The sequence below is a fragment of the Nostoc sp. 'Peltigera membranacea cyanobiont' 232 genome (genome assembly GCF_002245985.1).
Lineage (GTDB): Bacteria > Cyanobacteriota > Cyanobacteriia > Cyanobacteriales > Nostocaceae > Nostoc.
Genome location: NZ_NOLK01000031.1, coordinates 1 through 24,532 on the forward strand (window position 1 = coordinate 1; position 24,532 = coordinate 24,532).

Sequence of the window (24,532 nt, forward strand, 5' to 3'; positions counted from 1 at the left end):
ATTACTTTGAGCTTGCAACTAAATGGATTAAATATTACCCTAGCTCGGATAGTGCCACTTTGTTTCCAACTTGATTGCTGATCGGGCAAGTTCGCTTGTCAATAGGGTTTGAGACGCGCTAACCCTGCATAAAATTTTGGGTATTTTTGCCAGCTACCCTGATATTCGGCTGCTCAAATCAACTTTTTCAATCTAGCCCATCTGTAGCAAACTCTAATCCAGCAGTAGTTGAACCAACCAGTCCAATTTTATTAGCAAAGGCAAGTTATCTTTCACCATTGGAACAACAAGTAATTGTTGAAACAAATAAGGTACGAACAAATCCCAAAGCATACCTTCCGATTATAGAAAACTATAGGAAACGCTTTGAGGGGAATCGAGTCAAAATTGCTAATAATACCTATTTGCGAACTCAAGAAGGAGTTAAAGCAGTCGATGAAGCGATCGCATTTCTGAAATCTGCACGTCCTGTAGGAGCGTTGAGTGCCTCGAAAGGTATGTCTTTAGGAGCAAAAGACCACGTTAAAGACCAAGGCCCAAAAGGTGCTATAGGTCATGATGGTAGCGATGGTAGCAACCCCTTTAATCGCATCAACCGCTATGGTAGATGGGAAACAACCGCAGGCGAAAATATCAGTTATGGGCCAAACACTGCCCAAGATATCGTCATGCAATTAATTATTGATGATGGCGTGCGCGATCGCGGTCATAGAAAAAATATTTTTAACGACGCTTTTAAAGTATCTGGCGTTGCTTATGGAACTCACAAATCATATAGAACAATTTGTGTAATTGACTATGCTGGCGGGTATAGGGAAAAATAATTTGAGATAGCGAGTGGGGACAATCCGGTTAGGTTAAGATCCCCCCGCCTTCTTTTTGCAAATAGTAACCATTCCGGGGCAGCAATCAGATGGTGATATTATCGTCCCCTTGCTGATTAATAGCTAATCGCAAAATTGATAATCCTAAAATTATCAAAAATAGCACTAGCCCAATTGTACAAGCATAGCTAATTTCCAAGTTACCAAAAGCTTGCTCATATAGATAATAAACAATGGTTTTAGAACTGCTGAGTGGCCCTCCTTGGGTCATAATATATACTTCTTCAAAAACTTTGGTGGCAGAAATAGCCGAAATCACTGCTACTAATGCTAAATATGGCTTCATCAAAGGTATGGTAATATCCCAATGTTTATTGATACCATCAGACCCATCAATAGCTGCGGCTTCATACACATCAGCAGGAATTGATTGCAACCCTGCTAAATAAATTACCATGTAGTAGCCTAGTCCCTTCCATACAGTGACAGCCATGACGCTGGCAAGAGAAATTGGTACAATACCAAAAATTTTTGCTGGGCTAGTTAACCAAGGAATACCTTCTGGAAAAAGCCCCAAAGCTTTTAGTAACTGATTGAGTAATCCGTTTTCTGCATACAGCCATTTCCAAGCTATTCCTGCAACCACCATTGAAATTACCACTGGGGTGTAGTAAGCTGCCCTAAACCAATTCATCCCCCGCAGTTTTTGATTTACCAAAATTGCCAGTAATAAGGGAGCAATTACCAAAATGGGGACTACACCCACAAGATATAAAAACGTGTTTTCCAAGGTTTTCCAAAAAACTGCATCCTTCCAAAGTTTGAAAAAGTTGGCGAAACCGATCCATTGTGGCGGCTGGGCGATATCTTCATAGCTAGTAAAGCTGAGGTAAAACGCTTGCAGTGCGGGCAAAAAGACAGTCAACCCCAAAAGAACTAAGGCGGGTAGTAAAAATAGATAAGGGGTAAGGCGCTGTTTGATGAATATCCAATTTTTAGGTGTCAATTGATTCATATAAGGTCTAATAGTTGTTTTCGCTTTGTCAGCAAGAATTTGGGGATGTGAGTAAATTTAAGCTTCAATATTTTAAGGGCATATATTTGCTTGCGTCGCTAATTAATAACTCAGAGATCAACTACGATGGAAACTCAGCACAACCCGCCAATTGAACATCAAAATGTCCCCATAAACCACCGTGGGCTACATGAATTTTTGTATAGTTCTGATGACGAACACACTGCCATTGAGGTGAGTATAACCCCTGAACTGGCAAACAATGGTACTGAAATCATTCACCTTGAGACTTGGAGTGCAGCTGCTCAGAATGCTAAAGTTGCAGGTGTTTACGCAGTATTAGACACAGAACGCCGTACACAGTACATCGGCTATTCTCGAAATGTGTTGCTTTCCCTAAACAGCCATATCACCCAAAATGGTCAGCAAAAGTGTGCTTTGGTGCGCGTGCAAGCATTCAAGTTCCCCAAGCGTCAAGATATGGAAGATTTGCGAGATGCGTGGATAGCTGAACTCGAAACCACACCACCTGGTAATGGAACCGATCGCGAAATGTGGGCTAGTACGGTAGGGGAAGCTGCAAAGGCGGTAATGTCAGAGGCGGAACGTCAAGCCTACGAGGAGAAGAAGCTAAAACTGCGGAAAGCAATGGCTGACACAACCCTCTCTAAAGAGTTAGAAACAATAGATGCGAGTATAGCCGAACGTCAGCGTCAGCTTGAAGCTGCTGTGACAAATGATGATTGGAGTGTAATTATCGACGCACAGACAAAGGAAACTAAGTCTTAGGTGTCAATTAAATTAGTTGTATATTTTGACAAATTAGTGTTTATGCGATGATGGCGCACATCTGTGCGCCCCTATGGGGTCATCGTGCTAAAACGAGTTTTTATGTACGCTAAGAGAGTTAGATAACTTGACAAAGCCCTGCCCTGAATCAGTTACAGCTTGTTCGATTTTAAAGTTTTTGATTATACCTCTCAGAACTTGTTCAAAGATTTCCCAAGGGTCATTTCTACGCTTGGCATATAAATGACAGTTTCTAAACTTAGCTAGATCATTAGGGACTTCCAGAGAATAAATTAACCAATTTATTTAGATGATAGTTTTCTTTCTCCCCCAGCTAAGAGCCCCCTGCCCCCCTGCCTACACAGCGATTGATTATTTTTTTAATTGGAAGTCCCTAAGGGACTTCCAAAAAATAAAATATACAGTAGGGTGTGTTAGGCGAAAGCCGTAACGCACCGAGATATCTGGCGGTGCGTTACGCTGTCGCTAACGCACCCTACAAAATTGGATATTTTTTTAATTGGAAGTCCCTTAGTGACCTAAATATGAGTACCATTCGGAAATCTACCATAGTGCTAGGTACAGTAGGCTTCATCCTATTTTCTGTACTTTTGCTTGTATTTCTACCGTGGGGCTTTAACTTCTTTGGCTACGCACTACCAGGAAAAGGAGGATTACCTTGTCGAGTTTCATACGGCGATCGGGTCTATATTGCTTCAAATAAGTGCATTGGAGTTTTTTCCTACGGGATACAGTTTCCCTGTAGGACAGAGTTAGATTTGATAGGTAAAAAGTCGTGGCCGCTTACGCAAGTTGGACAAATACCTACCTTGTTGGGTGAACCCTATCCACTGTTCCTAGATGCTCCTTCTATCAAACAGATCAAGCAATGGACACCAACAGGTGTATTTGTTCGTACTGGCAGTAACTGCTACATTGGCTATAACCTTTCAGGCGGGCCATAAGATTAACATATCGCCCGTGTGGAGATGCTATACCTCCACGCTTGATTAAATAGCAGTTTTCCAAACATTTGCAGACATAAACCAACCCTATTATAGACACGCCAGCATGAAGATTGAGGATTAAGATTATTTAGAGTTGAAAAGTTAAAATACCTCTGGCTGATTATTGGGAGGTTTTTTATTATGAAAAATTTAGGATACGATACTATGATTTGATTTTAAACAGCAGAAATTGCACAAACTTGTAAACCAACAGGTGTCTGAATAATCACAGATTCTACACCAAATACTTGGGCGATCGCACTTGGTGTCAGAACTTCTTCAGGTTTGCCAACTTCCCAAAGATGACCTTGTTTTAATAAAGCAATGCGAGAACTATATCGTGCCGCTAGATTCAGTTCGTGTAGAACGGTAACAATAGTTAATTCCTGCTGTTGATTCAGATTTTTCAGTAGTTCTAATAGTTGTAATTGATAGTTTATATCTAAGAAAGTTGTAGGTTCATCTAATAGTAAAACTTTTGGTTCTTGCGCTAGTGCTAAAGCTAAAAAAGCACGCTGTCTTTCCCCACCTGAAAGTTCTTCAACTAAGCGATCGCTCAATTTTTCTAGTTGCGTCTTTTTAATTGCAGCTTCCACTTTAACCCAATCTTGGGCGTTTAATTCCCATTGCCACCAAGATTGATGTGGCGTGCGTCCTAAACTGACCAATTGTCGCACTGTTAAGCCCACGGGAACCGTTTGTTGTTGCGGTAATAATGCTAGTTTCTGTGCAACTAGATTTGGGGGTTGAGAGTGAATTGCTTTGCCATCAAGTAGAACTGTTCCCTGCTGTGGGGAGAGAATACGACTCAGCAATTTGAGTAAAGTAGATTTACCTGAACCATTAGCACCAACTAAACTTAGCCATTCTCCTGTTTGCAGTGTGAGGTTAATGTCTTGAATAATTGGGACTGTAGTGTAACCGCCTGTGAGGTTTTGCAGTTCGAGTGGCATTTGCTGAAATTTAACAAGAAGAAACTTAATTTTATAAACTTTGCGATCGCTAAACTCTCCCATCGTACTTGCTGCGATCGCTCCCAATCCCCTATACAGCATGATGATGTATCACTAGGAACATCTACTTTAATGCTCCTAGATTACATCTTTTTTCTGAAGTGGAATTCTACTTATTGCCGCACAATAAGCCAAACCGAATTAACCCACGCTGATAACCACGACGCATTAATCCCAGTGATAATGCCCCTTGGATGGTAGTCCAACCAGCATTTAGTAAGCCCCAAAGCGCTTGGGGAGTGAATGCCGAATCAATCACCACATTCCAAAAGGGGGCGACAGCAGTTGACCAATCAGCAGTGCGAATATTATTTAATGGTAGTTGATGTGCGATCGCTTCATACTCTGGCAAAGAAATCACATAAGGCAAACAATACACCCGATAAATATCCTGCAAGTCTTTTTCTTCATCCTGTGTTAGTGGCGATCGATCAATTGGTCGATGACACCAAGTCACCATAATTAACTTGCCACCAGGCTTCAATACTCGATAGCACTCCTGAAGAAACTTCTTCTTATCTGGCATGTGTTCGCCACTTTCCAGCGACCAAACTAAGTCAAAAGAATCATCAGCAAAGGGCATTGCTTGAGCATTTGCGACTTGGAACTCTGTTCTCAGACTTAAATTAGCCTCCAACGCCCGTTCTGTAGCTCTTGTAGCTTGCACAGGGCTTAATGTAATCCCTGTAGCTTTAGCATTAAACTTTTGTGCGAGGTATAAAGAACTGCCGCCAATGCCACAACCCACATCTAGGATATTTTCGGCTGCTTGTACCCCTGCCCAATTGAGCAATTCTTCGATTAAATCAATTTGAGCCTGACGGCGGTCTTTTTTCTGCGTACCATCAGCGCCGTAATAGCCGTGGTGCATGTGTTCGCCCCATATCTGTTCCCACAGACTAGACGAAGCATCGTAAAATTGCTGAATTTGCTGGTAAAGTGTTGCACTCATGAAAAAAGCAGTGTTAAGACAAAGCCGAATTGAAAAAAAACATATAGATAGGCTACCAAAGATATCAATCGTTTGCCGATTTAAAAAAGCTAGGAGTTAGGAGTTATTAATTATGCCATGTGCAACTTTTACTCAAACCTAACCCTAACCCTTGAGATAATGGGGAGAATTCAAAGCCTCTCTACAGCAAGTAAAAAGGTTTGGAGAAAGGTCAGAATATCAAGTTGCACATCGTGTTAACTCTGAGTTTTTTATTGTCCAGGACTTGTTGAAGTAGGCTGTGCTTCAACTGAGACAGGGACATTGCTAGGGTTAGCTGGAGTTTCTGGTTGATTTGGCGTTTGTGGCTCAGGTGTTTGTACTACATTACTTGTTTGATCTGGAGTCTGAGAGGGAGTAGCTGTTTGACTGGGTTGAGGTTGCTGTTGCCCACTTTTCTGAGCAATTTGCTGCATTAGTTGTTCTATTTTCTCAGCTTGCTCAATGTTTCCTTGCTCGCGATACTCGTTATGGGCGCGTTTCAATACTCCATTAGCTTTCTTGATGTCACCTTGATTATATAAAGTAACCCCCAAATTATAGTAAGCTGAGGCGTTTTTAGGATTTAGGCGAATAGCTTGCCGATAAACAGAAATAGCCTCAGAAGCTTGACCTTGAATTGCTAGCAAATTTGCCATATTGTTATAGGCTGTGGCATTTTGAGGATCTAGCTGCAAGGCTTGGCGATAAGTGGCGATCGCAAGCTCTGTTTGACCTTGTTGTTGTAAAGCGATCGCTAAGTTAAAATAGGCGTTGGCATTGCTGCTATCTAAATTAATTGCTTGCTGGTATGCTGCGATCGCTTCCGGTAGCTGTCCTTGTTCATACAGCACCAAACCCAGATTATACAGCGCTGCTACTCTTGTAGGATCTATCAAAAGACTCTGCCGATAAGCCGTAATCGCTGCTTCTTTTTGTCCTTGTCGGTGCAACACTAACCCTAAGTTGTAATAAGCTTCGCTCGAATTTGGGTTAACTTTAATCGCCTCTGTATATTCTTGTAAAGCCACATCCAGGCGATTTTGCTCCATGAATATATTACCCAGATAATTCCGCGCTGCCCCAATGCTAGGATCTCGCAGCAACGCTTGACGAAAAGCATATTCCGCACCCTGTAAATCTTTGCGGTTATAGCGCGTGACTCCCTGCTGGAAAAAGCTAGCTGCTTCAAGATCCTGAGAAATTGCGGTTTCTGCTAGCAGTTTACTTCCTGGAAAATTAGTAATTGTCGGTGCAACTAAAACCAAAAACGCAGATAAAGCAAACAGAAGTGTAAACAGGGGCTTTTTCTGAACAGAGTTTTGGTGAAATAACCAGTGTAACCATTGATGAGTTTGACTTTCTTTAGACAGGAGTGACATGGATGTACTTATGCTCATATCTTTATAAGTCAGAATACCCACCACAGCATGAAAAATTACAAATCAAAAAATTAATAATTCCTCATTCCGGGAGCTTCAGACTTTTGTAAAAGTGCCCCTGTCCTTGTTCAGTTGCTCTGTATACCTTTAATTAGTGTAATATTCTACAAGTTTTATAATCTGCTAATAAACAAGTTTAAATCAACTGCTCTTTTACTTTCACGCCATCTTTCCTGATTATATAAGCTGGAATACCGACAACAACACAATTATTAGGAACACTTTTGACTACGACTGCATTCGCTCCTACTGTGACGTTATCATTGAGAGTTACCTTACCAATGACCTTGGCTCCTGCATTTATCGTTACATTGTTGCCTATTGTAGGACGTTCCATTTTACTGCTATATCCTATTGTAACCTGTTGATTAATCCAGCAATTTTCACCAATGCTTTCTGCTGAAACTATAGTACTAAACCCATGTTGAATAAATAGCCCAGAACCAATATTATCGCAATATAAAAATAGGCTGGGACTTTCTTTGTAAAAAATTTTTATAATATGCATTGGTATTAATGCAATAAAGTTACCTTTTTTAATCCTGTAATAGTAAAGAGTTCTAAATTCTGGATATTTATCAAGGAAATAGAGCATGTTAACCCAGTCAGGACTATCAATTAGCCCAAAATTTTTTGCCCATCGTCTTACATCTGCAAGAATCACTTCTTTCTTTGTACTAACGATAAACAATATGAGCATTGGAGCATTGATTACCTGTCTCAGAGTTTTAACAAATTTAATTGTGAAATCACGCATAAAATCACTCGTTTTGAATATTACAATTCTCTAAAAGAAGTAAAAGTTGCTAAACAGCAGCAACTCTAAAATAACATGAAATAGAATATACCGATTTCGGTAATTTCATTTTCCTCCTTTACCAAAGTTTATTGCTTTTCATGGCAGTTTAAACCACAGAAGCATTTTTAGAAAAAGCATAAATTATGGCATTAAATGGATTAAAACTTCAGCGAACCTTATTGCCCTCACGCCTGACTTAGGACTGTAATGGCTTCCGGCAAAATTAGCATAGCATCACCAAAGGAATAGAAACGATACCCTGAAGCGATCGCTTCGTTGTATATATTCAATAACCGTTGTCTGCCAATTAGCGCACTTACCAACATCAGCAAACTGGAACGCGGTAGGTGAAAATTGGTAATTAAACCATCCACCACCCGCCATTGGTAGCCTGGATAAATAAACAAGTCTGTTTTACCGCAAAATGGTTGTAAATTCCCAGATTGAGCCGCCCCTTCCAAAGCTCGTACTGCTGTTGTTCCCACAGCAATAATCCGACCGCCAGCTGCTTTAGTCGCTCGGATTTGCTCTACTGTGGTTGCAGGGACTTCAATCCATTCTTCATGCATAAGGTGGGTAGTTACATCCTCCACTTCCACAGGACGAAAAGTGCCGACACCAACGTGTAGCGTTACAAAAGCTTGATTGATTTTGCGATCGCGCAACTTTTGTAATAATTCTGGGGTAAAGTGTAATCCTGCCGTTGGAGCGGCGATCGCTCCTGGCTGTTTGGCATAAACTGTCTGATACTGCTCATCAGCAGCCGACGAGGTAGTGATGTATGGTGGTAGCGGTACTTCACCAAATACGTCTAACAGTTGCATTAAAGGCTTTCCCTCTGGCACATCAAATTGCAATAAACGTCCGCCAGTTGCTGCGTCTGTTTCTAAAACCGTAGCGGTAAGTTTGGGACTGGGGATTGGGGACTGGGGACTAGGGAGTAGGGAAGAATCTTCCAAGTCCCCAATCCCTAATCCCCAATCCCCAGTCCCCGCTTGCCTTGCTTCAAAAACAATCTTCGTTCCCTGCTTAAAGCTTTTTCCTGGCTTAACTAAAGCTAACCAACAGTTATACTGTCGTTCTTCCAACAGCAATACCTGGATTTTCGCACCAGTAGATTTATGACCATAAAGTCGCGCTGGAATAACTCTTGTATTGTTCATAACTAACAAATCACCAGAGCGTAGCAGTCCAGGCAAATCATGGAAAATATGGTGTAGGGATGCTGCTTCGATGCCTGTAGTCGGAGAATCAACTACCAGTAACCGCGAACTATCTCTAGGAACTGCTGGATTTTGGGCAATGAGTTCTGGAGGTAGTTCGTAGTCATACCCAGCTACCGAGCAATCTAATGCAAAATCTTTTGCTTGTGGACGAGATGTATCTTTCAAATTCCCTTGTACTAGTTTTTGCTTTATTTTAGTATTTATACTCTCTTAAAAAAGCTAGTTTAAGCTTTCCCTTCTAAAGGAACTTTAAGGGATCTTGGCTCAGTTTTGCCGCAAGGCTATAAGATTGTTACTATTAAGTAACACGGAAAACTTAACATAAAAATTGGGTAAACCTCCCCATCTAAAAACGGGGGCTTTTACCCTACCGGGAAGGGGCACTGATTGACGAATATAGATATGTAGGATTGGCTTTGATCCCAAGCACCAACAAACATGGAATACTTGTACTATCTGGCAAATGCCAGTCTAACCCTGAGGGTCGTTCAACACCTCCACGCTAGACCCCAGACACCAGTTTCGTTCGTCACCGTAATTCATCAAATTGATGGCTGGGTGGTTAGGATCAAACTCAAAGGTCAAGTCTCGCCCCAAGAAGATGGCGACTTTCGCGCTTTTCTAAATGAATTAGGAATTAGCTACGAACCGCCAATGAGGGTGCAAATGGCACTTTGGAGTTTGGAAGCGGGACAGTGCCCTGTAGATGTGATGCGTCGTTATCAGGTAGCGATCGTTTCTCATGGTAGCCCAGAGAGAGACGAAATCGAAGCTTTCCGACAACAGTTTGTTCGGGGCTTAGGCTACTGTCCTGAAACTTTGGCGTAATGACATTTGGTTGTAACGCCACTAAAAAATTATTGGTAATCAAGATATTTTATCCATTACCAATTAACCATTATCAATCAAAGAGTCGAAAGCTGCGGGAATATATTCTTGCAGCTTAAACTTGTATCCGGCAGCTGATGAAGTTGCTAGGGCTTCCTGAGTTGCAGCAACTCCAGTCAGATTTTTTGATATTCTTTGACAGTAGACAATAGCAACATCAAATCGGCAATAATAATCTGCCTTCTCAGGGTACTGGGCTAAGAATATTCCAGCCGTCTGCGAGATTTTTACTTGCTTTTGTGGGGTGATAGCGCTTCTTCCCCCTGCATCCCAACTCCCAGAACTGCGGGTTTTGACTTCAACAAATGCCAGTAATGAGTGCTGAGTGCTGCTAACGGTAGCTGGGCATTCAGCCCGTGATAAATTCTTCCCCCGCTCCTCTGCTTCCCTGATTATTGCATCATATTGGGCAATAATATCGATTTCTCCCCAACGGCTAGAAAAGCGACGATGGAGAATTATCCAACCAGTAGATTGCAACCATTGGGCTGCTAGGTCTTCTCCTAAATGACCAATATCTGGATAATGAGATGGAGGAAGGTTAGCCATTGACTAAAAATATCATGAATTCTATGAATTTTAGGTTAAGCGATGCCTGCGGCGGGCTACGCCTACGCACAGAGGGTTCTACACTCGATTCATCCCGAAGACAATTCGGGTTGAAGTGTAAAACAAACTATCACTTTTGGGCAAATATACTCAGCTTATTCCTGTGGGGAATAGTTGGCATCACCGCAACGCTCGGTTTTGCTCCAACAGCTTTGGCACTCGAATATAATAAGGAAATTTTGGTTGAGGCTGATTTCTCAGGACGTGATTTAACAGATTCCAGCTTTACCAAAGCTAATCTTCGCCAGAGTAACTTCAGCCACGCTAATTTGAACGGTGTCAGTTTTTTTGCAGCAAATTTGGAATCTGCGAATTTGGAGGGTTCTGATTTAAGAAATGCGACTTTAGACTCGGCTCGTTTAGTGAGAGCAAATTTAACAAATGCACTTTTAGAAGGTGCGTTTGCCGCTAACGCCAGATTTGATGGTGCAATCATTGATGGGGCAGATTTTACCGATACGCTGTTGCGTCCCGATGAGCAAAAAAAATTGTGCAAACTTGCCAAAGGGACTAATCCAATCACAGGACGAGATACGCGTGACACGCTGTTTTGTCCTTAGTATTTTCTACTAGGAATTGGGCATTAAAAAGAGGCAGAGGGGAAAACTCCTCTCCCTTGCTTCTTCCCCATTCCCCATTCACAACTACCAACCACGGGCCCCAATCTTTTGACAAACAATTTTCATTCCTTTACCTGGTGAAGAATTTGCGACAAAAGGTATTTCTCCTTTCTCCTTATCCTCTTGAAGTAGCTGTCCCTCTGAACCGTAAATCGCAATGTGATTCAGAAAAAGCCGCGATTCTGTACATGATGCATCGAAGGTAGTCTCAAAGATACCATCTCCGTACATTCCGTAAAGCTTGTATGTCGTGCCCTTAATGGTTTCTGTGTCTAGAGCTATGCTGTTGCCTAATTTATCATGCCCCACAGTGATATATCTTTGTCCATCTTGGGCGATCGCTGAAAGTGTTGGCGCAGCGATCGCACTACCACTGCTCAATAAAATAGCGATCGCTCCCACTATCCCGCCGATTTTAAAATACATACGCTTTCAAAATATAAGATTTCATATATTTTTACTCGCAATCAAAGCTGTTCTGGCATGGTAGAAGCACTGAAATCAAGATATGTCAAGGTGTTATACTACTTCGTAATACCTTATGGGAAGCGTAAGGCACTATATAAATAGCTGCAATACTGTTCAAAGTATGAGTGAAACACTTGCTGATATTGCCATACCACCCCAGTTTCCCGATCGCACTCAACTACCAGAGTCTGATGGTACGTTTGTAAGCCAGTCGCTTGCGGGGGTTCCCCCCGTTGTGCGAACTGGCGCGAAAAATGTTCAAGAGCATCCCCAAACCATCATTATCACCTGGTAGATTTTTCGTACCACAAAATGCAGCCTAATGAGCGAGGTCACTACCCAATTCCTCCTTTAGGTGTGGAACTAGGGTTATGGCAGGGAAGTTACTTGAATAATCCTGAGCAATTGTGGTTGCGCTGGTGGGATTTAGAGGGAAATCTGTTGCTGATTGGTAAAGAAGAAGCCGATTTGCAAAGGCAAAGGGCCGAGCAAGCAGAACAAAAAGCTGCACAATTAGCAGAACGGCTCAGAGCAATGGGTATCGATCCAGATGTAGAGTAATATTTATTAGGTTATGGCAAGCCGAAAAACTTAGTAAGTAAGTGGGTGTGAAAATTTATAACTATGTCATTGCGAACGGAGCGAAGCGAAGTGAAGCAATCGCAAGAGTTTAGGCAATTTTATATTTCGTTACATAGTTAGGTTTATTTGAGCCAACCTACTTAATCATGGGCAAAAGCTTACCACAGACTTCAACTAGCTTTTGAGTGGTGGGTTAATCAGTGATGTCTACGACGGGCTACGCCAACGCACCTTTCAAGAACTTGAGGCTGTTTTTGCTATCTTCTGCATGGCTCCATTTTTTGGGTTTGGCAGTGGTGCGATCGCATCTGTGTTCAAATGGGAACCATAAGAAAATAAGCTAATACATCATACTAGATTGGTTTACCCATGTCTGACGAACAAGAGCGTAATTCCGCTTTTAACGCTGCTGCCAACATTAACGTTCAACATGCTCAATTACAGGATTTATCCTTAAGTGCAGCCCGTAGATTATATAAAGGTGGGATTCGACCTGGCGATCCGATCAGAACCAGAGTGCAAGCCCAAGAAATGTTAGATAAAATCCCTCCATCTCAAAGAGCAGGGATTAATGGTAAATCTACTGATATTAATACCCAAAAATACCTATCAGATAAACACGCTAGTCATATTAAACCGCATAGCAAAGGCGGCTCAAATGATCCCAAAAATATCAAGTGGGAAAATGCCAAAGATAATTTAGTTCGTGGCGATAAACCCATGACTTCGCAGGAGCAAATAAGACTAGATGCTAAATGGCATTTTGATAATCTAACAGGTGCAGTTAAAGCAGGTGTAAAGCCGCGCCTCTGGGGGCTGCCAAGCACCATTTTCGTTACTAACCAACGCGCTGCGGGTAGTTCGGGGTGAAATTTCTGCACAAGAAGCCGCTATAGAAACATTGAAAGATACCGTAAAAGGCGGCACAGTTGGGGGTGTGACAGCGTTTGTAACTACAACAGTAGCAGCAGCTTGTCCACCAATTGCGATCGCTTTAACCGCAGCAGCACCAGTCTTAGCTGTCATTGGAACTGCGGGTATGGTTTACGAGTTTTTCAAAATCCTCGATGACCATAAAAAAACGGTGAAAATCTATTATGAATCTTTAACTCAACAAGAATTAGAAAGATTACAAGCAATTGAGAATGAACTGATTTATGAACACCAGAAAAATTTAGAGTTTTTGGTTGAAGCGCAAGCAATTAATCAAGAAATTACAAATCGTCCAATTGCATCGGGAATAGAAGGGGCTATGCAACGGTTACGTGAATCAGTAGCTATTGCTAAATCTCTAGGATTAACATCAGCAGATAGTAAATTGCTTGCTGGTTCTCAAGTGCCTCATATTCTCACGGAACAATAGGAATTAAATTTTAGAGGATTACATAGTTTTTATGCTTCCTTTTATTTTCGGCGCTCTGGGATTAGCTGTTGGAGCAGTTGTTGGTGCTTTTACTACTCATGCTGTTGGGGAAAGTGATAGACAAGCTGCTAAACATCATAGGACTGTTGCAAATGAACTAGCTGATAAATATACAAACTTGAAGCAAAAATACTATGAACTAGCTGATGAAAGCAAAGAGCAAATTCTTAGTTTAACTCAACAGCACGCTTTAGATGAAGTTGAAAAAGATTGTTTGCGTTTGGCAGTGCGATTGCAACAGAATCTCATTTACTTAATGTCGGAGATTGATAGAGAATCTAGAACAGATGCTTTAAACATATTTCAAGCAGCAGTGGAACAAACTAACAAAGTTCTCTACCTCTTAAAAGAGGAGTTAATTATTGTTCCTAATGACTACTATGCAAGTCGTTTAACGGCAATAGCAGCAACTAAAAAAATCAACCCTGTCCTCAGTGTTGATTTAGGCAGAAGCAGCACAAAGACTTGTGTGATCTGTGAACCTAATAATGTGGTGTTTATTCCTGCCAACGTGAAGCAAATCTCATTTCAACAAATTCGTGGGGGTCTTTTTGAACCTAGAGCTACTGACCCATTAATGGATTTGTGGATGGAACATCAAGGTAGTGGTTATGTTGTTGGTCAATTAGCAGCTGAGTTTGGTGCAAATCTCGGTGTTGGAAAATCTAAGCTTGAATCTGCATTGATCAAAGTTTTGGCAAGTGCTGCCTATTTTAAACTTCAAGATGAAATATCTGTAGCGATAGGTTTACCTTTCTTTTCCTTAAAACAATTTGAGATGGAGAAAGCACAGTTAATTAGTATGATTGCTGGCCCACATAAAATAAACTTCCGTGGTGAATCCGTATGTTTGAATATTTCTAAGGTATGGGTAATGGCGGAAGGTTATGGTAGTTGGCTCTGGTCTGAATCTCAACCTAGAAACCGTCTAAATGTTCCTGATTTGACAAAAATCCCCGTGGCTATTGTTGATATTGGTTATCAAAACATTAATATGATTATGATAGATAACTTCCGGTTTGTTAGAGATGCTTCTAAGAGTGAAGACTTTGGTATGAACTTTTTTTATGAACTGCTAGCTGCCGAAATAGAAGGCGCTGATAGTCAATGTTTAACCTTCATTGCTGTTGCGAACAAACCTAGAGGTGATCGCTTCTATTTTCCTAAAGGTGCTAGTAAACCCACCAACTTAGATGATTTCCTTCCTAACCTCACAGAAATTTTCTCCCATGAACTTTGCTCCCATGTCCTCGCTTGGTTGCCAGAGCCTGTAACTGATGTGATTATTACTGGTGGTGGCGGTGAATTCTTCTGGGATGACGTTCAACGTCTGCTTAAAGAAGCAAAGATTAATGCCTGTTTAGCGGCATCCTCTAGGCAAGCTAACGCCTTGGGACAGTATATTTATGCAGAAGCGCAATTGTCTAGCGTTCACGCTACTAGGTCATAAAACTAATGTTACTTTGAATTTATCCCAAAGCAAAGATAATTTTTTGTAGATGTAAAGGTTCATCTAACATACCAGTAAACAAATGAAAACTAAACCACAGTGATTGGTATCCAGCAAGTACATAAATTATTAGCTTAAAACTTCGCTTTTGAGCGGGTTGCATCAAGAAATGCTAGGCACTCCTCTAGGTCGTCTCCATGCCAAGTACCAGCAAATTTGAGCAAATCTTCACCTGTAGAACCTCGTCGGATCACAGATTGAGAGCGATCGCCACGTTGTTTTATTTCAGCGATCTTAGCAGCAAAATCTTCAGGTACTTCTGCTAGCGTCTCATCCTCCAGAGGAGAATCGGGAGGAGTGTGTGCTTGCTCTAAAGATGCCCGAATCGAAGCTCCAGTGGAAGGTGATTTGGTCGCTTCTGATTGAGATGGAACTGTTTTCTGAAAACCAAGAAATGCTATATATTGCTCAACCTGAGTCAGTTGGTCATCTGGAAGTTGAGCAATTTGTTCTTGAAGTTGACGGCGGCGTTCAAGCATAGTCATCGGACACCTCGCAGGAACAACTGAACTTTCATTTTACTCGATTGATACAGTAGGAATGGTTTCTTATGGGTTGCTGAACAAAGAGCGATCGCAACATTGAGTAGGAACTAGCTAAAAAATAGCGTTGGCGCTAGCCTTGTCGTCAGACATCGCACTCCACCAAATACAATCAGGGAGTTGTACCTGCAAATTTATTTAACACTCCTAAACCATTCAGTAATCCCCTGAGCGATCGCATCAGCCATTTTCTTCTGTTCTTCTGGGTTGACTATCTGCTCAAATTCATCGGGATTGCTCATAAAACCCAATTCCAGTAACACCGATGGCGCCGCTGCTGGGCGTGTCAGTGCCAGGTTATCCCAAAACACACCATAAGAAGGTTTGCCAAGTTTTTTGACTACATAGTTTTGTAAAAACATTGCCAGGTTGTGGGCTTGGGGTTGATACCAAAAAGCGGCGAATCCCTTGATTTTTTCGGCATCGCCATCATCGGGTAGGGAATTGTGATGGATGGAAATAGCGATCGCAGGTTCTTCTTTACTAATAATTGCCTGACGTTCTGCTAAAGAAAGTTCGCGATCGTCCTCCCGTGTCATCACTACCGTTGCTCCTCGCTTCACCAAATCGTCCCGCAGCAACTTAGATACCACTAAATTCACATCTTTTTCTAAATATCCAGTTGGGCCACTGGCACCAGATTCTTTACCGCCATGCCCTGGATCGAGTACAATCTTGAGATTAGCTAAAGGCCTGCGTCTTGTGTTCCCGATTTTAGGTGGATGACGCAAAGCCAAAACCAGGGTTGTACCGTCATATCTCAGCTTATATCCCCACTGTTGAGCTTTTTTGAGGTTAAAGGTGTATTTTACTTGTTCTGGAGCCTCCTGTTGCCAATCTAGGCGAGAAATTAGGGGGTCAGCATCCAGGCGAATGATGTCCGTTTGGGCAGTAGTATTGTAGAGAGTAAGAGCGATCGCTTGCTCACTTTGTTGCACGCTCACAGGTACGGGAACTTGTAAGGGGAAAACTATCTCTGTCGCACCAGGGAGTTGACGGTATCCGACACTGCGAATTATTGTCTGTGGCGGAATTGCACCAGGTAGAATGCGGGTTTCTTGACTATTAATCCAAGCACCATAGTCTAGGCGTAACCATTCACCTTCTCTACCTGTTACTGTAGCGCGTGTGCCTTTAGGCAGTGGTGTGAGTCGGGAATAATCGGTGCTTGGGCCGGTACGAGCAACACCTGATTCTACTGTAACCTCAGAAACTGGCAACTCTGCTCTGGAGAGGATTTGAATTTTACCAGTCCCTGGTTGAGTTATCGTCTTGCCATTCAGCGTTAGTTGAAATTGAGGTTTTCCCAGATCGGCAGCTGTTGCCACTGTAGTGCAACCTTTGTAATCGCCTACGCTAGACTGGGCATGAGGCTGATTTTGCCCTGTCAAAGCTGCCAAATTATTTGGTAGTTGTGCCTGTTGGGGTTGAGGTGAAAGGGCAATGGTTTGATTCGCCAGGGTTACAGATACATTGGCGTTAGGGGGTGCGATCGCGCTAAAACAAATTAGTTCTCCCGGTAATCTGGCAATTTCAACTGCGGGAGTCAAAGAATCTTTCGCAAAGGCTACCCCCTGTGGTAGTTCCCGGCTAGTGTTCAGCCGAATCACCTTAATCTTAAGTTCTTGATTTTGGCGACGCACAGTAAAAAGATTCTCCCCCAACTGCAAGGGGAAACTAGGGGAAAAATGACCGGCTTTGCTGCGAGTAATTGGCTTACTATTGATCAAAACCTGACCATCTGGTGGTGCAGTTCCCAAAAAAAAGATTTTTTCGGAACTAGTCTGGTAGTTTGTTTCGGGAAAAATGACTATAAGAGATGGCTCTGCCAATGCTATGGAGGATGCGAAAATGCAGCCTAATATTACTAATCCTAAAAGTTTTTTCACGACAAAATCACAGAAGATTACACCACAACAACTGTGGCACAATGACGGGATGTATTTTTAGAAGTTGTGAGAAATTTAAACTACTATGACTAAGTTTATCTTCGTAACTGGAGGCGTTGTTTCCAGTATTGGTAAGGGCATTGTAGCAGCAAGTCTAGGGCGTTTGCTCAAGTCCCGCGAATATTCGGTGTCGATTCTCAAACTTGACCCTTATATCAATATCGATCCTGGCACGATGAGTCCCTTTCAGCATGGGGAAGTATTCGTTACCCAGGATGGTGCAGAGACAGATTTGGACTTGGGGCATTACGAACGCTTTACTGATACCTCAATGTCGCGCTTGAATTGTGTGACTACTGGCTCGATTTACCAAGCAGTCATTAATAGAGAGCGGCGTGGAGACTACAATGGCGGCACTGTACAGGTTATTCCTCATATTACCAATGAAATAAAAGAGCGGATTCTGCGAGTTGCTAAAAGTACAAACCCATCTGTAGTAATTACAGAAATTGGCGGGACGGTGGGAGATATTGAATCACTGCCGTTTTTGGAAGCAATTCGCCAGTTTCGCAAAGAGGTGGGACGGCAGAATGTGCTGTATATGCATGTAACGTTGGTACCGTGGATTGCTTCTGCGGGTGAAATGAAAACTAAGCCAACACAGCATTCAGTTAAGGAACTGAGATCCATTGGTATTCAACCAGATATTTTAGTTTGTCGGAGCGATCGCCCCTTACCCAAGGGATTAAAGCAGAAATTATCGGGATTTTGCGATGTCCCCGAAGAATGCGTCATTACTTCCCAAGATGCCAAAAGTATCTATGAAGTACCCCTGAATTTAGAACGGGAAGGAATGGCAGAACAAGTCTTGAAGTTGCTGCAAATGGAACAGCGCAAGCCAAATTTGACGCAGTGGCAAACCTTGGTACAACGGTTACATACTCCCAAGCACGATCTAGAAATTGCCATCGTTGGGAAATATGTGCAGTTAAGTGATGCCTACCTATCTGTAGTAGAAGCACTAAACCATGCTGCAATCTCCACTTATGGCAAACTGCGCCTGCGTTGGGTGAACTCAGAAGATTTGGAAAATGAATCAGCCGAAACTCATCTTGGGGGTGTCGATGGCATAGTTGTGCCAGGAGGTTTCGGTGTTCGGGGGGTGGATGGCAAAATTGCCGCTATTAAATACGCACGCGATCGCCAAATTCCCTTTTTGGGTTTATGCCTGGGTATGCAATGTTCTGTAATTGAATGGGCAAGGCACGTAGGGGGATTAACAGGTGCTAACAGTGCTGAATTTGACCCCCATACAACCGATCCAGTAATTAATTTATTGCCAGGACAGCAGGAAGTTGTCGATTTAGGGGGTACAATGCGCTTGGGGCTATATCCTTGTCGTGTTCTCCCTGATACTTTAGCTTTCAAGCTTTATCAAGAAGATGTAATTTATGAACGACATCGACATCGCTATGAGTTTAACAATGCTTACCGCGATCTGTTATTAAAGTCTGGCTATGTAATAAGTGGTACTTCTCCCGATGGACAGTTAGTTGAAATTGTGGAATTACCCAAGCACCCATTCTTTCTTGCTTGCCAATTTCATCCAGAATTTCAATCGCGCCCTAGTACCCCCCATCCCTTATTTAAAGGGTTTATTCAAGTAGCGATCGCTCTTTCTTTGTCAACATCTGGTACACCAATACCATTGGAGGTGTCATAACAATTCCTAATTCAAAAAAATTACTTTGATTTTGAATTGGTACACGGCAACATTAACTTAAAACTTCGGTAGATTTGGACATACAGGGTGCATCATTCGTAAATTTTTGACTTGAGGAGATGTTGTGGCGTACTGGGTGAAAATCCTTTACGAGAGGAGAGAATATGTAGTGAATTTTGAACGTGTCCATGCTTTTTGTTATGAAGTGAATGGCAGAGTTACTTTTTGGCTACCCGATAGTGCCATTCCAATAGTAATTAATCCCCAAACTAACCTGGAAGATTATCAAAAGATTCTCGATTATTTAGAATGCGTGACGAGGTTGGAATTAGATCATGCCCACTGGGTGAAAATACTTTACGAAAAAAATGAATATGTAATTAATCTCAACTGTATCAGTTCTTTTTGTCATGAACCGAACGGCAGGATAACTTTTTGGTTGCCAGATGGAACTATCCCCATCATCATCAACCCTGTGAGTAATCCTGAATCTTATGAAAAAGTCGTGAAATATGTTCACAAAGCAACAGGATATTTTTTGTCTTAGGATTAGCTAATTCATAATTCGTAATGACGCTCTCTACGAGACGCTGCGCGGACTCGCTACCGCTACGCTAACGTAATTCGTAATTCGTAATTCGTAATTCGTAATTCGTAATTCGTAATTCATTAGAAAAATTAGGCATTAATCAATAATTAATTCAGGGTAAGTAAGTTGGCGCGAAAAAACCAAAGTATGTTACAAAACATAAACAGGCTCAAAGCCCTTACTAATGACCAATGACAAAGGACAAATGACAGCCTTTAGCCAGTTAGCTTTAATTGCGCCGACTACTTACAAAATTTTGAACCATAATCTAAAACCCTGAATAGCATTGCCATGCCAACTTTGCTGCACCTACTATGCCAGCAAAATTGCCTAATTCGGCTGGTAAAATTTGTAAACCCGCTCGTGATAAGGGCTGTACCCGCTTCTCAATTTCTGCCTTGACTGCGGGTAAGAAAAACTCAAAACTGCCACTTATCCCGCCACCAATCACGATCGCTTGCGGTGTGAGTACATAAATCAAACTCGTCAAACCAATTCCCAAATCTTTACCATACTCTTGCCAAAAAGTCAATGCTGCGGCATCTCCTTGTTGGGCGAGAACACCCAATTCGATGGGTTCCTTGAGAGTGCGGCGGCGGATGGCAGTAACACAGGCATGTTGTTCTAAAGAGCCTTGATTGCCACTATTACAAATTGGCCCATCTGGGTTTAATGAAATTAAACCTAATTCCCCAGCAGCTCCTTGATGTCCAACAAATAGTTTGCCATTGAGGATGATTGCGCCACCAACCCCAGTTCCTAAAGTTAGCAGAATCAGATTTTGAAAGTGGCGACCGGCTCCTAGCCAAGCTTCTCCCAAAAGAGCGCAATTGGCATCGTTAGCGATCGCAGTCGGTTTGCCAGTTTTAGCTTCTAACCAGTCTGCTAAAGGCACATCGAGCCATCCAGGTAAGTTAATGGCGATTTTGGCAATGCGTCCTGCTGCATCGGAGGGGCCAGGAGTCCCAACGCCAATAGCAACAGCTTGATTATCTGGATCGATTTGCGCGATCGCATCCACCAGCACCGCCAGCACAGCCTCCGGCGTTGTCGGTTGGGGAGCCGCCACAGTCAAAGATTGCAGACAAGTACCATCAGCTGTAAACCGCCCCAGCTTAATTGCTGTTCCCCCTACATCAATGCCAATTACTTGAATTTTGTCATTTGTCATTTGTCATTTGTCATTTGTCATTTGTCATTGGGCATGGGGCATTGGTGAACAGCTATTCCCTATTCCCTATTCCCTATTCTCCAGTTCATTTTTTTCATCCCCGATCTTTTCGCGTAGCATCGCCCCCTGGAAGAAGACGCGAAGCTTTCAATTCTGATTTTTGTAAATTAGCAAAGTTCGTGGTGCGGAAACTCGATTGCTCATGCCAAGCCGTAACTGGCGCACCTCTTAAGATGCCGGCAAGAGCAACAGAAAGGATAAATCCGCCAGTAGCGGCGGCAATTAATGTCAGGTTATCTTTCACACAAATCTCTCCAGTTATCAATTACTAGTTATCAATGATTAGTCTGTTGACAGATAAGTGTCCACTATTTACTAATTATTTTCGGATTCTATTTTCTCTTCGTAATCGGGGATTGACAAATTCGTTTAACCCTTCACCAAGTAGTGATAACCCTACCACCATGAATGTCATGGTTAAACCAGGGAAAAGCGTAGTCCACCAAATGCCAGTAGGTAGAGCTTCTAAGGCTTGTTTTAAATCATGTCCCCATTCTGGCACTTCTTCGGGAAGTCCTAGCCCCAAAAAGCCCAAACCGCCCAACACCAAAATTGCATCAGCAGCGTTGAGTGTGAATAAGACGGGTACGCTTTGAATGACGTTGAAAAATAGATAACGAGAAAGCACAACCCAAGTGGAAGCGCCCATTGCTTGAGCAGCTTCGATGAAGACTTCAGTTTTGACGCTAACGGTGTGGTTGCGAACAACGCGGTAATATTGGGGAATGTAGGCAATGCTAATAGCGATCGCTGCATTTAATATCCCCCGCCCCACTACAAAAGCTAGTGTTACAGACAGCAGTAGCCCCGGAAGAGTGTAGATGCTATCCATCATAAACAGCAACACTTTATCCAATTTACCGCCGAGATAACCACTCAGCATCCCCAGAGGCACACCGATAATCATACTCAGCGCCGTTGCCAAAATCACCACCTGCAAGGCAGCTTGAGCGCCGAACAATGTCCGGGAAAAGACATCATAACCCAAGCGACTAGTGCCAAACCAATGTTTAGCCGAGGGTGGCTCGTGAATTGGATTAGAGAGAAAATCTTTCGGGTTTAGCAGCCATCCCCAAGCCTGAAATAGGGGAGCGAAAAATGCCAGGAAGATGAAAAATAGGGTAATGACTAACCCAATGAGCATGAGTCTTTGGGAAAGATTGGAACTTTTGCCAAACTGTAAAAATGTCGGTAGTCGCCGTTTTGTAATGGCCATAAAGCGATCGCCTGGAGCAAAGCTTGATACGCTGACCATTTTACATATTAGGGACTGGGGATTGGGAACTGGGGACTGGGTATTTGGTAAAAATGTCTCATAAAATTGAGGGACTTTAGATTGGGATGATATGCAAGATAGAGGCTTTGAGTCTTTAGACTTCTACCAAGATAGCCTCAAGCTGCTAAAAGCGGCTTATCGATTAGCAAATAGTTTGCCGGGTTGTGAGCGTTACAATTTGAGCGATCAATTACGAAGAGCAGCTTGCAGCGTTTTACTGAACATAGCTGAGGGCTATGGACGCTATCACTATTTAGATAGATTGCGTTTTATGTACATTGCTCGCGGTTCATTGACTGAAACCAAAAGCGCTTTCATTATTGCCGAGAGCTTGGGCTACTGCAATACAGAACAATTAAACTGGGTCAGTCAGCTTAAAGACCGGATTGAAAAAGGTCTTAACGGTTACTGTCGTTTTATTCGTTCCCAACAGCAGGGTAAAGAAGAGTACGGTACTCGACTGGGTGATTAGTGATTGGGTACTGGGTGATTGGTGATTGGTGATTGGTGATTGGGTATTAGCAGTTAAAAGAATTATTTCCTAGTCCCCAGTCCCCAGTCCCCAGTCCCTAAAGATTACTTTCAATTAACTGGCGGTATTCGCTCTTTTGTTTCACGCCTTTGACTTCCTTCACCAGTTCCTTATTTTTGAACAATTGAACTGTTGGCGTTCCTGTCACACCAGCATTTTCAGCAATATCTCGGTCTTTGTCGATGTCAATTTCTATAAAGTGAATAATGCTTTCAAATTCATCCACCACTTTATTTAAAATTGGCTTCAGGGTATGACAAGGGCCACAACCAGGAGAGACATATTTAACCAGGAGTAAGCGATCGCTTTCATGGAACAATTTCCGTAAGGCATAACCTCCCGCATGGCGCGTTCCATCCAAGTTAAACCCAGCTTCTTCCTCAGCTTCAGTCTTTTTGGCTGGCTGATGTTCTAATTCATTATCTGCTGCTTCTGGTTGTTGATGGAATTCTTGAATTAACCCACTGGATGACAACCAACGTTCTGCCAACATTACCGCCATACAGCCAGTACCCGCAGCCGTAATTGCTTGGCGAAACTCATGATCTTGCACGTCGCCAGCTGCAAAAACGCCTTCTACACTGGTTTCTACAGTACCGTGTTTGGTAACAACGTAACCCACCTCATCCAGTTCTAATTGCCCCTTAAATAAAGAGGTATTGGGACTGTGACCAACGGCGTAGAATAAACCCTTAGCGTGCAGTTTGCTTTCTTCACCAGTTTTAGTATTGCGGACTTTCACCCCTTCCATGTGACCATTACCAAAGATATCCACCGCTTCGGTGTTCCAATGCACCTGGATTTTTGGGTTGCTCAAAACCCTGTCTTGCATGGCTTTAGAAGCCCGCATTTTATCAGTGCGTACCAACATATTTACCTTAGAACCGTATTTGGTGAGGTAAATTGACTCTTCCGCCGCCGAGTCACCAGCACCAATTACAGCCAATTCTGCACCGTGAAAAATTGGTGTTGCACCATCGCAAATTGCACAAGCGGAAATACCCCGACTCCAAAATTCATGTTCGCTGGGTAAACCCAAACGCTTTGCTGTCGCACCCGTAGCAATGACGATGCTGTTGGTTTTAATTTCCCTATCTTGCGATCGCACTGTAAATGGACGCTGACTCAAGTCAACTGATATAACATCTTCAGTATATAGTTCAGCCCCCCAACGCTCCGCCTGTGCCTTCATCCGATCCATCAGTTCCGGCCCGGTAATCCCTTGGGGAAACCCTGGAAAGTTCTCGACTTCCGTCGTTGTCATTAACTGCCCACCAGGTAAACCCCCGGCTTGGAAACCTTCAAATACAACGGGTTTCAGGTTAGCGCGTCCGGCATAGATGGCGGCTGTGTACCCTGCTGGGCCAGAACCGATAATTACTAAGTTTTCTACTGTTGGGTTAGTCATGAAAATATATGAACTCATAACGACTACGCTTAATATAGCATAATAAATAATGATTGGCTAGGGAAGATGGGAAGCGATCGCAAAACGCCTACAGTACTATGCGCTCAATACTTGCCAAAGATGCTCTTAACCGCTAAAAATTTTCTCGCAGATATTT

At 42.6% G+C, this 24,532-nt stretch carries 28 protein-coding genes and 1 pseudogene; 15 read left to right on the forward strand and 14 right to left on the reverse strand.

What is annotated here, in order from left to right; all coding sequences use genetic code 11:
• Nucleotides 1-146 precede the first annotated feature (146 nt).
• Nucleotides 147-824 carry a CAP domain-containing protein gene (locus CDG79_RS13115; protein WP_223278118.1) on the forward strand — a complete coding sequence of 226 codons (678 nt, stop codon included), beginning with the start codon at nt 147-149 and terminating at the stop codon, nt 822-824.
• An 85-nt stretch (nt 825-909) separates the two neighbouring features.
• On the opposite strand, the gene CDG79_RS13120 is transcribed toward CDG79_RS13115, so the two are convergent.
• Entirely contained in the window at nt 910-1,839 is a 930-nt protein-coding gene (locus tag CDG79_RS13120; protein ID WP_094342516.1) for a carbohydrate ABC transporter permease, read from the reverse strand.
• A 126-nt stretch (nt 1,840-1,965) separates the two neighbouring features.
• On the opposite strand from CDG79_RS13120, the gene CDG79_RS13125 reads away from it, so the two are divergent.
• On the forward strand, nt 1,966-2,628 hold the full coding sequence (locus tag CDG79_RS13125) for a GIY-YIG nuclease family protein (RefSeq protein WP_094342517.1): 663 nt from the start codon (nt 1,966-1,968) through the stop codon (nt 2,626-2,628).
• 545 nt (nt 2,629-3,173) lie between these two features.
• A complete protein-coding gene (locus CDG79_RS13130) occupies nt 3,174-3,593 on the forward strand; it encodes a hypothetical protein (RefSeq protein WP_094342518.1) in 420 nt (139 codons plus the stop codon).
• A 218-nt stretch (nt 3,594-3,811) separates the two neighbouring features.
• Here CDG79_RS13130 and CDG79_RS13135 read toward each other — a convergent pair whose 3' ends face one another.
• From CDG79_RS13135 to queA, 5 genes are all read right to left on the reverse strand, one after another.
• Nucleotides 3,812-4,588 (reverse strand): ABC transporter ATP-binding protein, encoded by a 777-nt coding sequence (locus tag CDG79_RS13135; RefSeq protein ID WP_094342561.1) that lies wholly within the window; start codon nt 4,586-4,588, stop codon nt 3,812-3,814.
• Nucleotides 4,589-4,757: 169 nt separating this feature from the next.
• Nucleotides 4,758-5,600, reverse strand: coding sequence for a methyltransferase domain-containing protein (locus CDG79_RS13140; RefSeq protein WP_094342519.1), 843 nt, complete (start codon nt 5,598-5,600; stop codon nt 4,758-4,760).
• Nucleotides 5,601-5,851: 251 nt separating this feature from the next.
• A complete protein-coding gene (locus CDG79_RS13145) occupies nt 5,852-6,991 on the reverse strand; it encodes a tetratricopeptide repeat protein (RefSeq protein WP_442946202.1) in 1,140 nt (379 codons plus the stop codon).
• A 205-nt stretch (nt 6,992-7,196) separates the two neighbouring features.
• Nucleotides 7,197-7,817 carry a serine O-acetyltransferase gene (locus CDG79_RS13150; RefSeq protein WP_094333260.1) on the reverse strand — a complete coding sequence of 207 codons (621 nt, stop codon included), beginning with the start codon at nt 7,815-7,817 and terminating at the stop codon, nt 7,197-7,199.
• A 227-nt stretch (nt 7,818-8,044) separates the two neighbouring features.
• Nucleotides 8,045-9,277 (reverse strand): tRNA preQ1(34) S-adenosylmethionine ribosyltransferase-isomerase QueA, encoded by a 1,233-nt coding sequence (gene queA / locus CDG79_RS13155; protein WP_094342520.1) that lies wholly within the window; start codon nt 9,275-9,277, stop codon nt 8,045-8,047.
• A 246-nt stretch (nt 9,278-9,523) separates the two neighbouring features.
• Between queA and CDG79_RS13160 the strand changes: the two genes are divergently transcribed.
• Entirely contained in the window at nt 9,524-9,913 is a 390-nt protein-coding gene (locus tag CDG79_RS13160; RefSeq protein WP_012412259.1) for a hypothetical protein, read from the forward strand.
• A 63-nt stretch (nt 9,914-9,976) separates the two neighbouring features.
• Here the strand turns inward: CDG79_RS13160 and CDG79_RS13165 are convergent, their stop codons facing one another.
• On the reverse strand, nt 9,977-10,522 hold the full coding sequence (locus CDG79_RS13165; RefSeq protein ID WP_094342521.1) for a YraN family protein: 546 nt from the start codon (nt 10,520-10,522) through the stop codon (nt 9,977-9,979).
• A 23-nt stretch (nt 10,523-10,545) separates the two neighbouring features.
• Between CDG79_RS13165 and CDG79_RS13170 the strand changes: the two genes are divergently transcribed.
• Nucleotides 10,546-11,142: a pentapeptide repeat-containing protein gene (locus tag CDG79_RS13170; RefSeq protein WP_223278120.1), complete on the forward strand. Its 597-nt coding sequence runs from the start codon at nt 10,546-10,548 to the stop codon at nt 11,140-11,142.
• An 84-nt stretch (nt 11,143-11,226) separates the two neighbouring features.
• Here CDG79_RS13170 and CDG79_RS13175 read toward each other — a convergent pair whose 3' ends face one another.
• Nucleotides 11,227-11,628: a hypothetical protein gene (locus CDG79_RS13175; protein WP_094342522.1), complete on the reverse strand. Its 402-nt coding sequence runs from the start codon at nt 11,626-11,628 to the stop codon at nt 11,227-11,229.
• 163 nt (nt 11,629-11,791) lie between these two features.
• Between CDG79_RS13175 and CDG79_RS43655 the strand changes: the two genes are divergently transcribed.
• The 6 genes and pseudogenes from CDG79_RS43655 (at nt 11,792) to CDG79_RS13190 (ending at nt 15,125) form a co-directional block, all read left to right on the forward strand.
• Nucleotides 11,792-11,965: a hypothetical protein gene (locus tag CDG79_RS43655; protein ID WP_223278121.1), complete on the forward strand. Its 174-nt coding sequence runs from the start codon at nt 11,792-11,794 to the stop codon at nt 11,963-11,965.
• Nucleotides 11,953-12,231, forward strand: a pseudogene (locus CDG79_RS43660) (Uma2 family endonuclease); the annotation flags it as partial. The gene CDG79_RS43655 and the pseudogene CDG79_RS43660, both read left to right, overlap by 13 nt.
• 202 nt (nt 12,232-12,433) lie before the next feature.
• Complete coding sequence (locus CDG79_RS42330) at nt 12,434-12,583, forward strand: hypothetical protein (protein ID WP_189524981.1); 150 nt, start codon at nt 12,434-12,436, stop codon at nt 12,581-12,583.
• 38 nt (nt 12,584-12,621) lie between these two features.
• Nucleotides 12,622-13,122, forward strand: a complete 501-nt coding sequence (locus CDG79_RS43665; RefSeq protein WP_223278123.1) for a hypothetical protein — start codon at nt 12,622-12,624, stop codon at nt 13,120-13,122.
• Nucleotides 13,123-13,153: 31 nt separating this feature from the next.
• Nucleotides 13,154-13,615 carry a hypothetical protein gene (locus CDG79_RS43670; protein WP_223278124.1) on the forward strand — a complete coding sequence of 154 codons (462 nt, stop codon included), beginning with the start codon at nt 13,154-13,156 and terminating at the stop codon, nt 13,613-13,615.
• Nucleotides 13,616-13,646: 31 nt separating this feature from the next.
• Nucleotides 13,647-15,125: a ParM/StbA family protein gene (locus CDG79_RS13190; RefSeq protein ID WP_189524982.1), complete on the forward strand. Its 1,479-nt coding sequence runs from the start codon at nt 13,647-13,649 to the stop codon at nt 15,123-15,125.
• Between the two features lie 134 nt (nt 15,126-15,259).
• On the opposite strand, the gene CDG79_RS43675 is transcribed toward CDG79_RS13190, so the two are convergent.
• Both CDG79_RS43675 and CDG79_RS13200 read right to left on the reverse strand, forming a co-directional pair.
• On the reverse strand, nt 15,260-15,670 hold the full coding sequence (locus tag CDG79_RS43675) for a hypothetical protein (RefSeq protein WP_223278125.1): 411 nt from the start codon (nt 15,668-15,670) through the stop codon (nt 15,260-15,262).
• Nucleotides 15,671-15,861: 191 nt separating this feature from the next.
• On the reverse strand, nt 15,862-17,592 hold the full coding sequence (locus CDG79_RS13200) for an N-acetylmuramoyl-L-alanine amidase (protein WP_223278130.1): 1,731 nt from the start codon (nt 17,590-17,592) through the stop codon (nt 15,862-15,864).
• Between CDG79_RS13200 and CDG79_RS43680 the strand changes: the two genes are divergently transcribed.
• The 3 genes from CDG79_RS43680 to CDG79_RS13210 all read left to right on the forward strand — a co-directional run bounded on the left by CDG79_RS43680 (nt 17,534) and on the right by CDG79_RS13210 (nt 19,886).
• Entirely contained in the window at nt 17,534-17,677 is a 144-nt protein-coding gene (locus CDG79_RS43680) for a hypothetical protein (protein ID WP_223278131.1), read from the forward strand. The two genes, CDG79_RS13200 and CDG79_RS43680, sit on opposite strands and share 59 nt — an antisense overlap.
• 24 nt (nt 17,678-17,701) lie before the next feature.
• Complete coding sequence (locus CDG79_RS13205) at nt 17,702-19,339, forward strand: CTP synthase (protein ID WP_094342524.1); 1,638 nt, start codon at nt 17,702-17,704, stop codon at nt 19,337-19,339.
• 124 nt (nt 19,340-19,463) lie between these two features.
• Complete coding sequence (locus CDG79_RS13210) at nt 19,464-19,886, forward strand: hypothetical protein (protein ID WP_094342525.1); 423 nt, start codon at nt 19,464-19,466, stop codon at nt 19,884-19,886.
• Between the two features lie 310 nt (nt 19,887-20,196).
• On the opposite strand, the gene CDG79_RS13215 is transcribed toward CDG79_RS13210, so the two are convergent.
• The 3 genes from CDG79_RS13215 to CDG79_RS13225 form a co-directional block, all read right to left on the reverse strand.
• The gene (locus tag CDG79_RS13215) at nt 20,197-21,099 is read right to left on the reverse strand and encodes an ROK family protein (protein ID WP_094342526.1); all 903 of its coding nucleotides are present in this window, start codon (nt 21,097-21,099) and stop codon (nt 20,197-20,199) included.
• Nucleotides 21,100-21,193: 94 nt separating this feature from the next.
• Complete coding sequence (locus tag CDG79_RS13220; protein ID WP_094342527.1) at nt 21,194-21,403, reverse strand: hypothetical protein; 210 nt, start codon at nt 21,401-21,403, stop codon at nt 21,194-21,196.
• Between the two features lie 75 nt (nt 21,404-21,478).
• Nucleotides 21,479-22,375 carry an ABC transporter permease gene (locus CDG79_RS13225; RefSeq protein WP_094342566.1) on the reverse strand — a complete coding sequence of 299 codons (897 nt, stop codon included), beginning with the start codon at nt 22,373-22,375 and terminating at the stop codon, nt 21,479-21,481.
• 130 nt (nt 22,376-22,505) lie between these two features.
• Here CDG79_RS13225 and CDG79_RS13230 point away from each other — a divergent pair, with 130 nt between their 5' ends.
• A complete protein-coding gene (locus CDG79_RS13230; RefSeq protein ID WP_094342528.1) occupies nt 22,506-22,907 on the forward strand; it encodes a four helix bundle protein in 402 nt (133 codons plus the stop codon).
• Nucleotides 22,908-23,004: 97 nt separating this feature from the next.
• On the opposite strand, the gene trxB is transcribed toward CDG79_RS13230, so the two are convergent.
• On the reverse strand, nt 23,005-24,375 hold the full coding sequence (gene trxB, locus CDG79_RS13235) for a thioredoxin-disulfide reductase (RefSeq protein ID WP_094342529.1): 1,371 nt from the start codon (nt 24,373-24,375) through the stop codon (nt 23,005-23,007).
• Between the last annotated feature and the right edge of the window lie 157 nt (nt 24,376-24,532).

Bases quoted from the DNA above. Each gene is read 5' to 3' on its own strand.
- CDG79_RS13190 (WP_189524982.1), top strand. From the start codon at position 13,647: ATGCTTCCTTTTATTTTCGGCGCTCTGGGATTAGCTGTTGGAGCAGTT.
- CDG79_RS13170 (WP_223278120.1), top strand. From the start codon at position 10,546: ATGAATTTTAGGTTAAGCGATGCCTGCGGCGGGCTACGCCTACGCACA.
- CDG79_RS43680 (WP_223278131.1), top strand. From the start codon at position 17,534: ATGACTATAAGAGATGGCTCTGCCAATGCTATGGAGGATGCGAAAATG.
- CDG79_RS13140 (WP_094342519.1), bottom strand. From the start codon at position 5,600: ATGAGTGCAACACTTTACCAGCAAATTCAGCAATTTTACGATGCTTCG.
- CDG79_RS13230 (WP_094342528.1), top strand. From the start codon at position 22,506: ATGCAAGATAGAGGCTTTGAGTCTTTAGACTTCTACCAAGATAGCCTC.
- CDG79_RS13150 (WP_094333260.1), bottom strand. From the start codon at position 7,817: ATGCGTGATTTCACAATTAAATTTGTTAAAACTCTGAGACAGGTAATC.
- CDG79_RS13120 (WP_094342516.1), bottom strand. From the start codon at position 1,839: ATGAATCAATTGACACCTAAAAATTGGATATTCATCAAACAGCGCCTT.
- trxB (WP_094342529.1), bottom strand. From the start codon at position 24,375: ATGACTAACCCAACAGTAGAAAACTTAGTAATTATCGGTTCTGGCCCA.
- CDG79_RS43675 (WP_223278125.1), bottom strand. From the start codon at position 15,670: ATGACTATGCTTGAACGCCGCCGTCAACTTCAAGAACAAATTGCTCAA.
- CDG79_RS13160 (WP_012412259.1), top strand. From the start codon at position 9,524: ATGGAATACTTGTACTATCTGGCAAATGCCAGTCTAACCCTGAGGGTC.
- CDG79_RS43665 (WP_223278123.1), top strand. From the start codon at position 12,622: ATGTCTGACGAACAAGAGCGTAATTCCGCTTTTAACGCTGCTGCCAAC.
- CDG79_RS13125 (WP_094342517.1), top strand. From the start codon at position 1,966: ATGGAAACTCAGCACAACCCGCCAATTGAACATCAAAATGTCCCCATA.
- CDG79_RS13130 (WP_094342518.1), top strand. From the start codon at position 3,174: ATGAGTACCATTCGGAAATCTACCATAGTGCTAGGTACAGTAGGCTTC.
- CDG79_RS13225 (WP_094342566.1), bottom strand. From the start codon at position 22,375: ATGGCCATTACAAAACGGCGACTACCGACATTTTTACAGTTTGGCAAA.
- CDG79_RS13175 (WP_094342522.1), bottom strand. From the start codon at position 11,628: ATGTATTTTAAAATCGGCGGGATAGTGGGAGCGATCGCTATTTTATTG.
- CDG79_RS13215 (WP_094342526.1), bottom strand. From the start codon at position 21,099: ATGACAAATGACAAAATTCAAGTAATTGGCATTGATGTAGGGGGAACA.
- CDG79_RS13165 (WP_094342521.1), bottom strand. From the start codon at position 10,522: ATGGCTAACCTTCCTCCATCTCATTATCCAGATATTGGTCATTTAGGA.
- CDG79_RS13135 (WP_094342561.1), bottom strand. From the start codon at position 4,588: ATGCCACTCGAACTGCAAAACCTCACAGGCGGTTACACTACAGTCCCA.
- CDG79_RS13205 (WP_094342524.1), top strand. From the start codon at position 17,702: ATGACTAAGTTTATCTTCGTAACTGGAGGCGTTGTTTCCAGTATTGGT.
- CDG79_RS43655 (WP_223278121.1), top strand. From the start codon at position 11,792: ATGAGTGAAACACTTGCTGATATTGCCATACCACCCCAGTTTCCCGAT.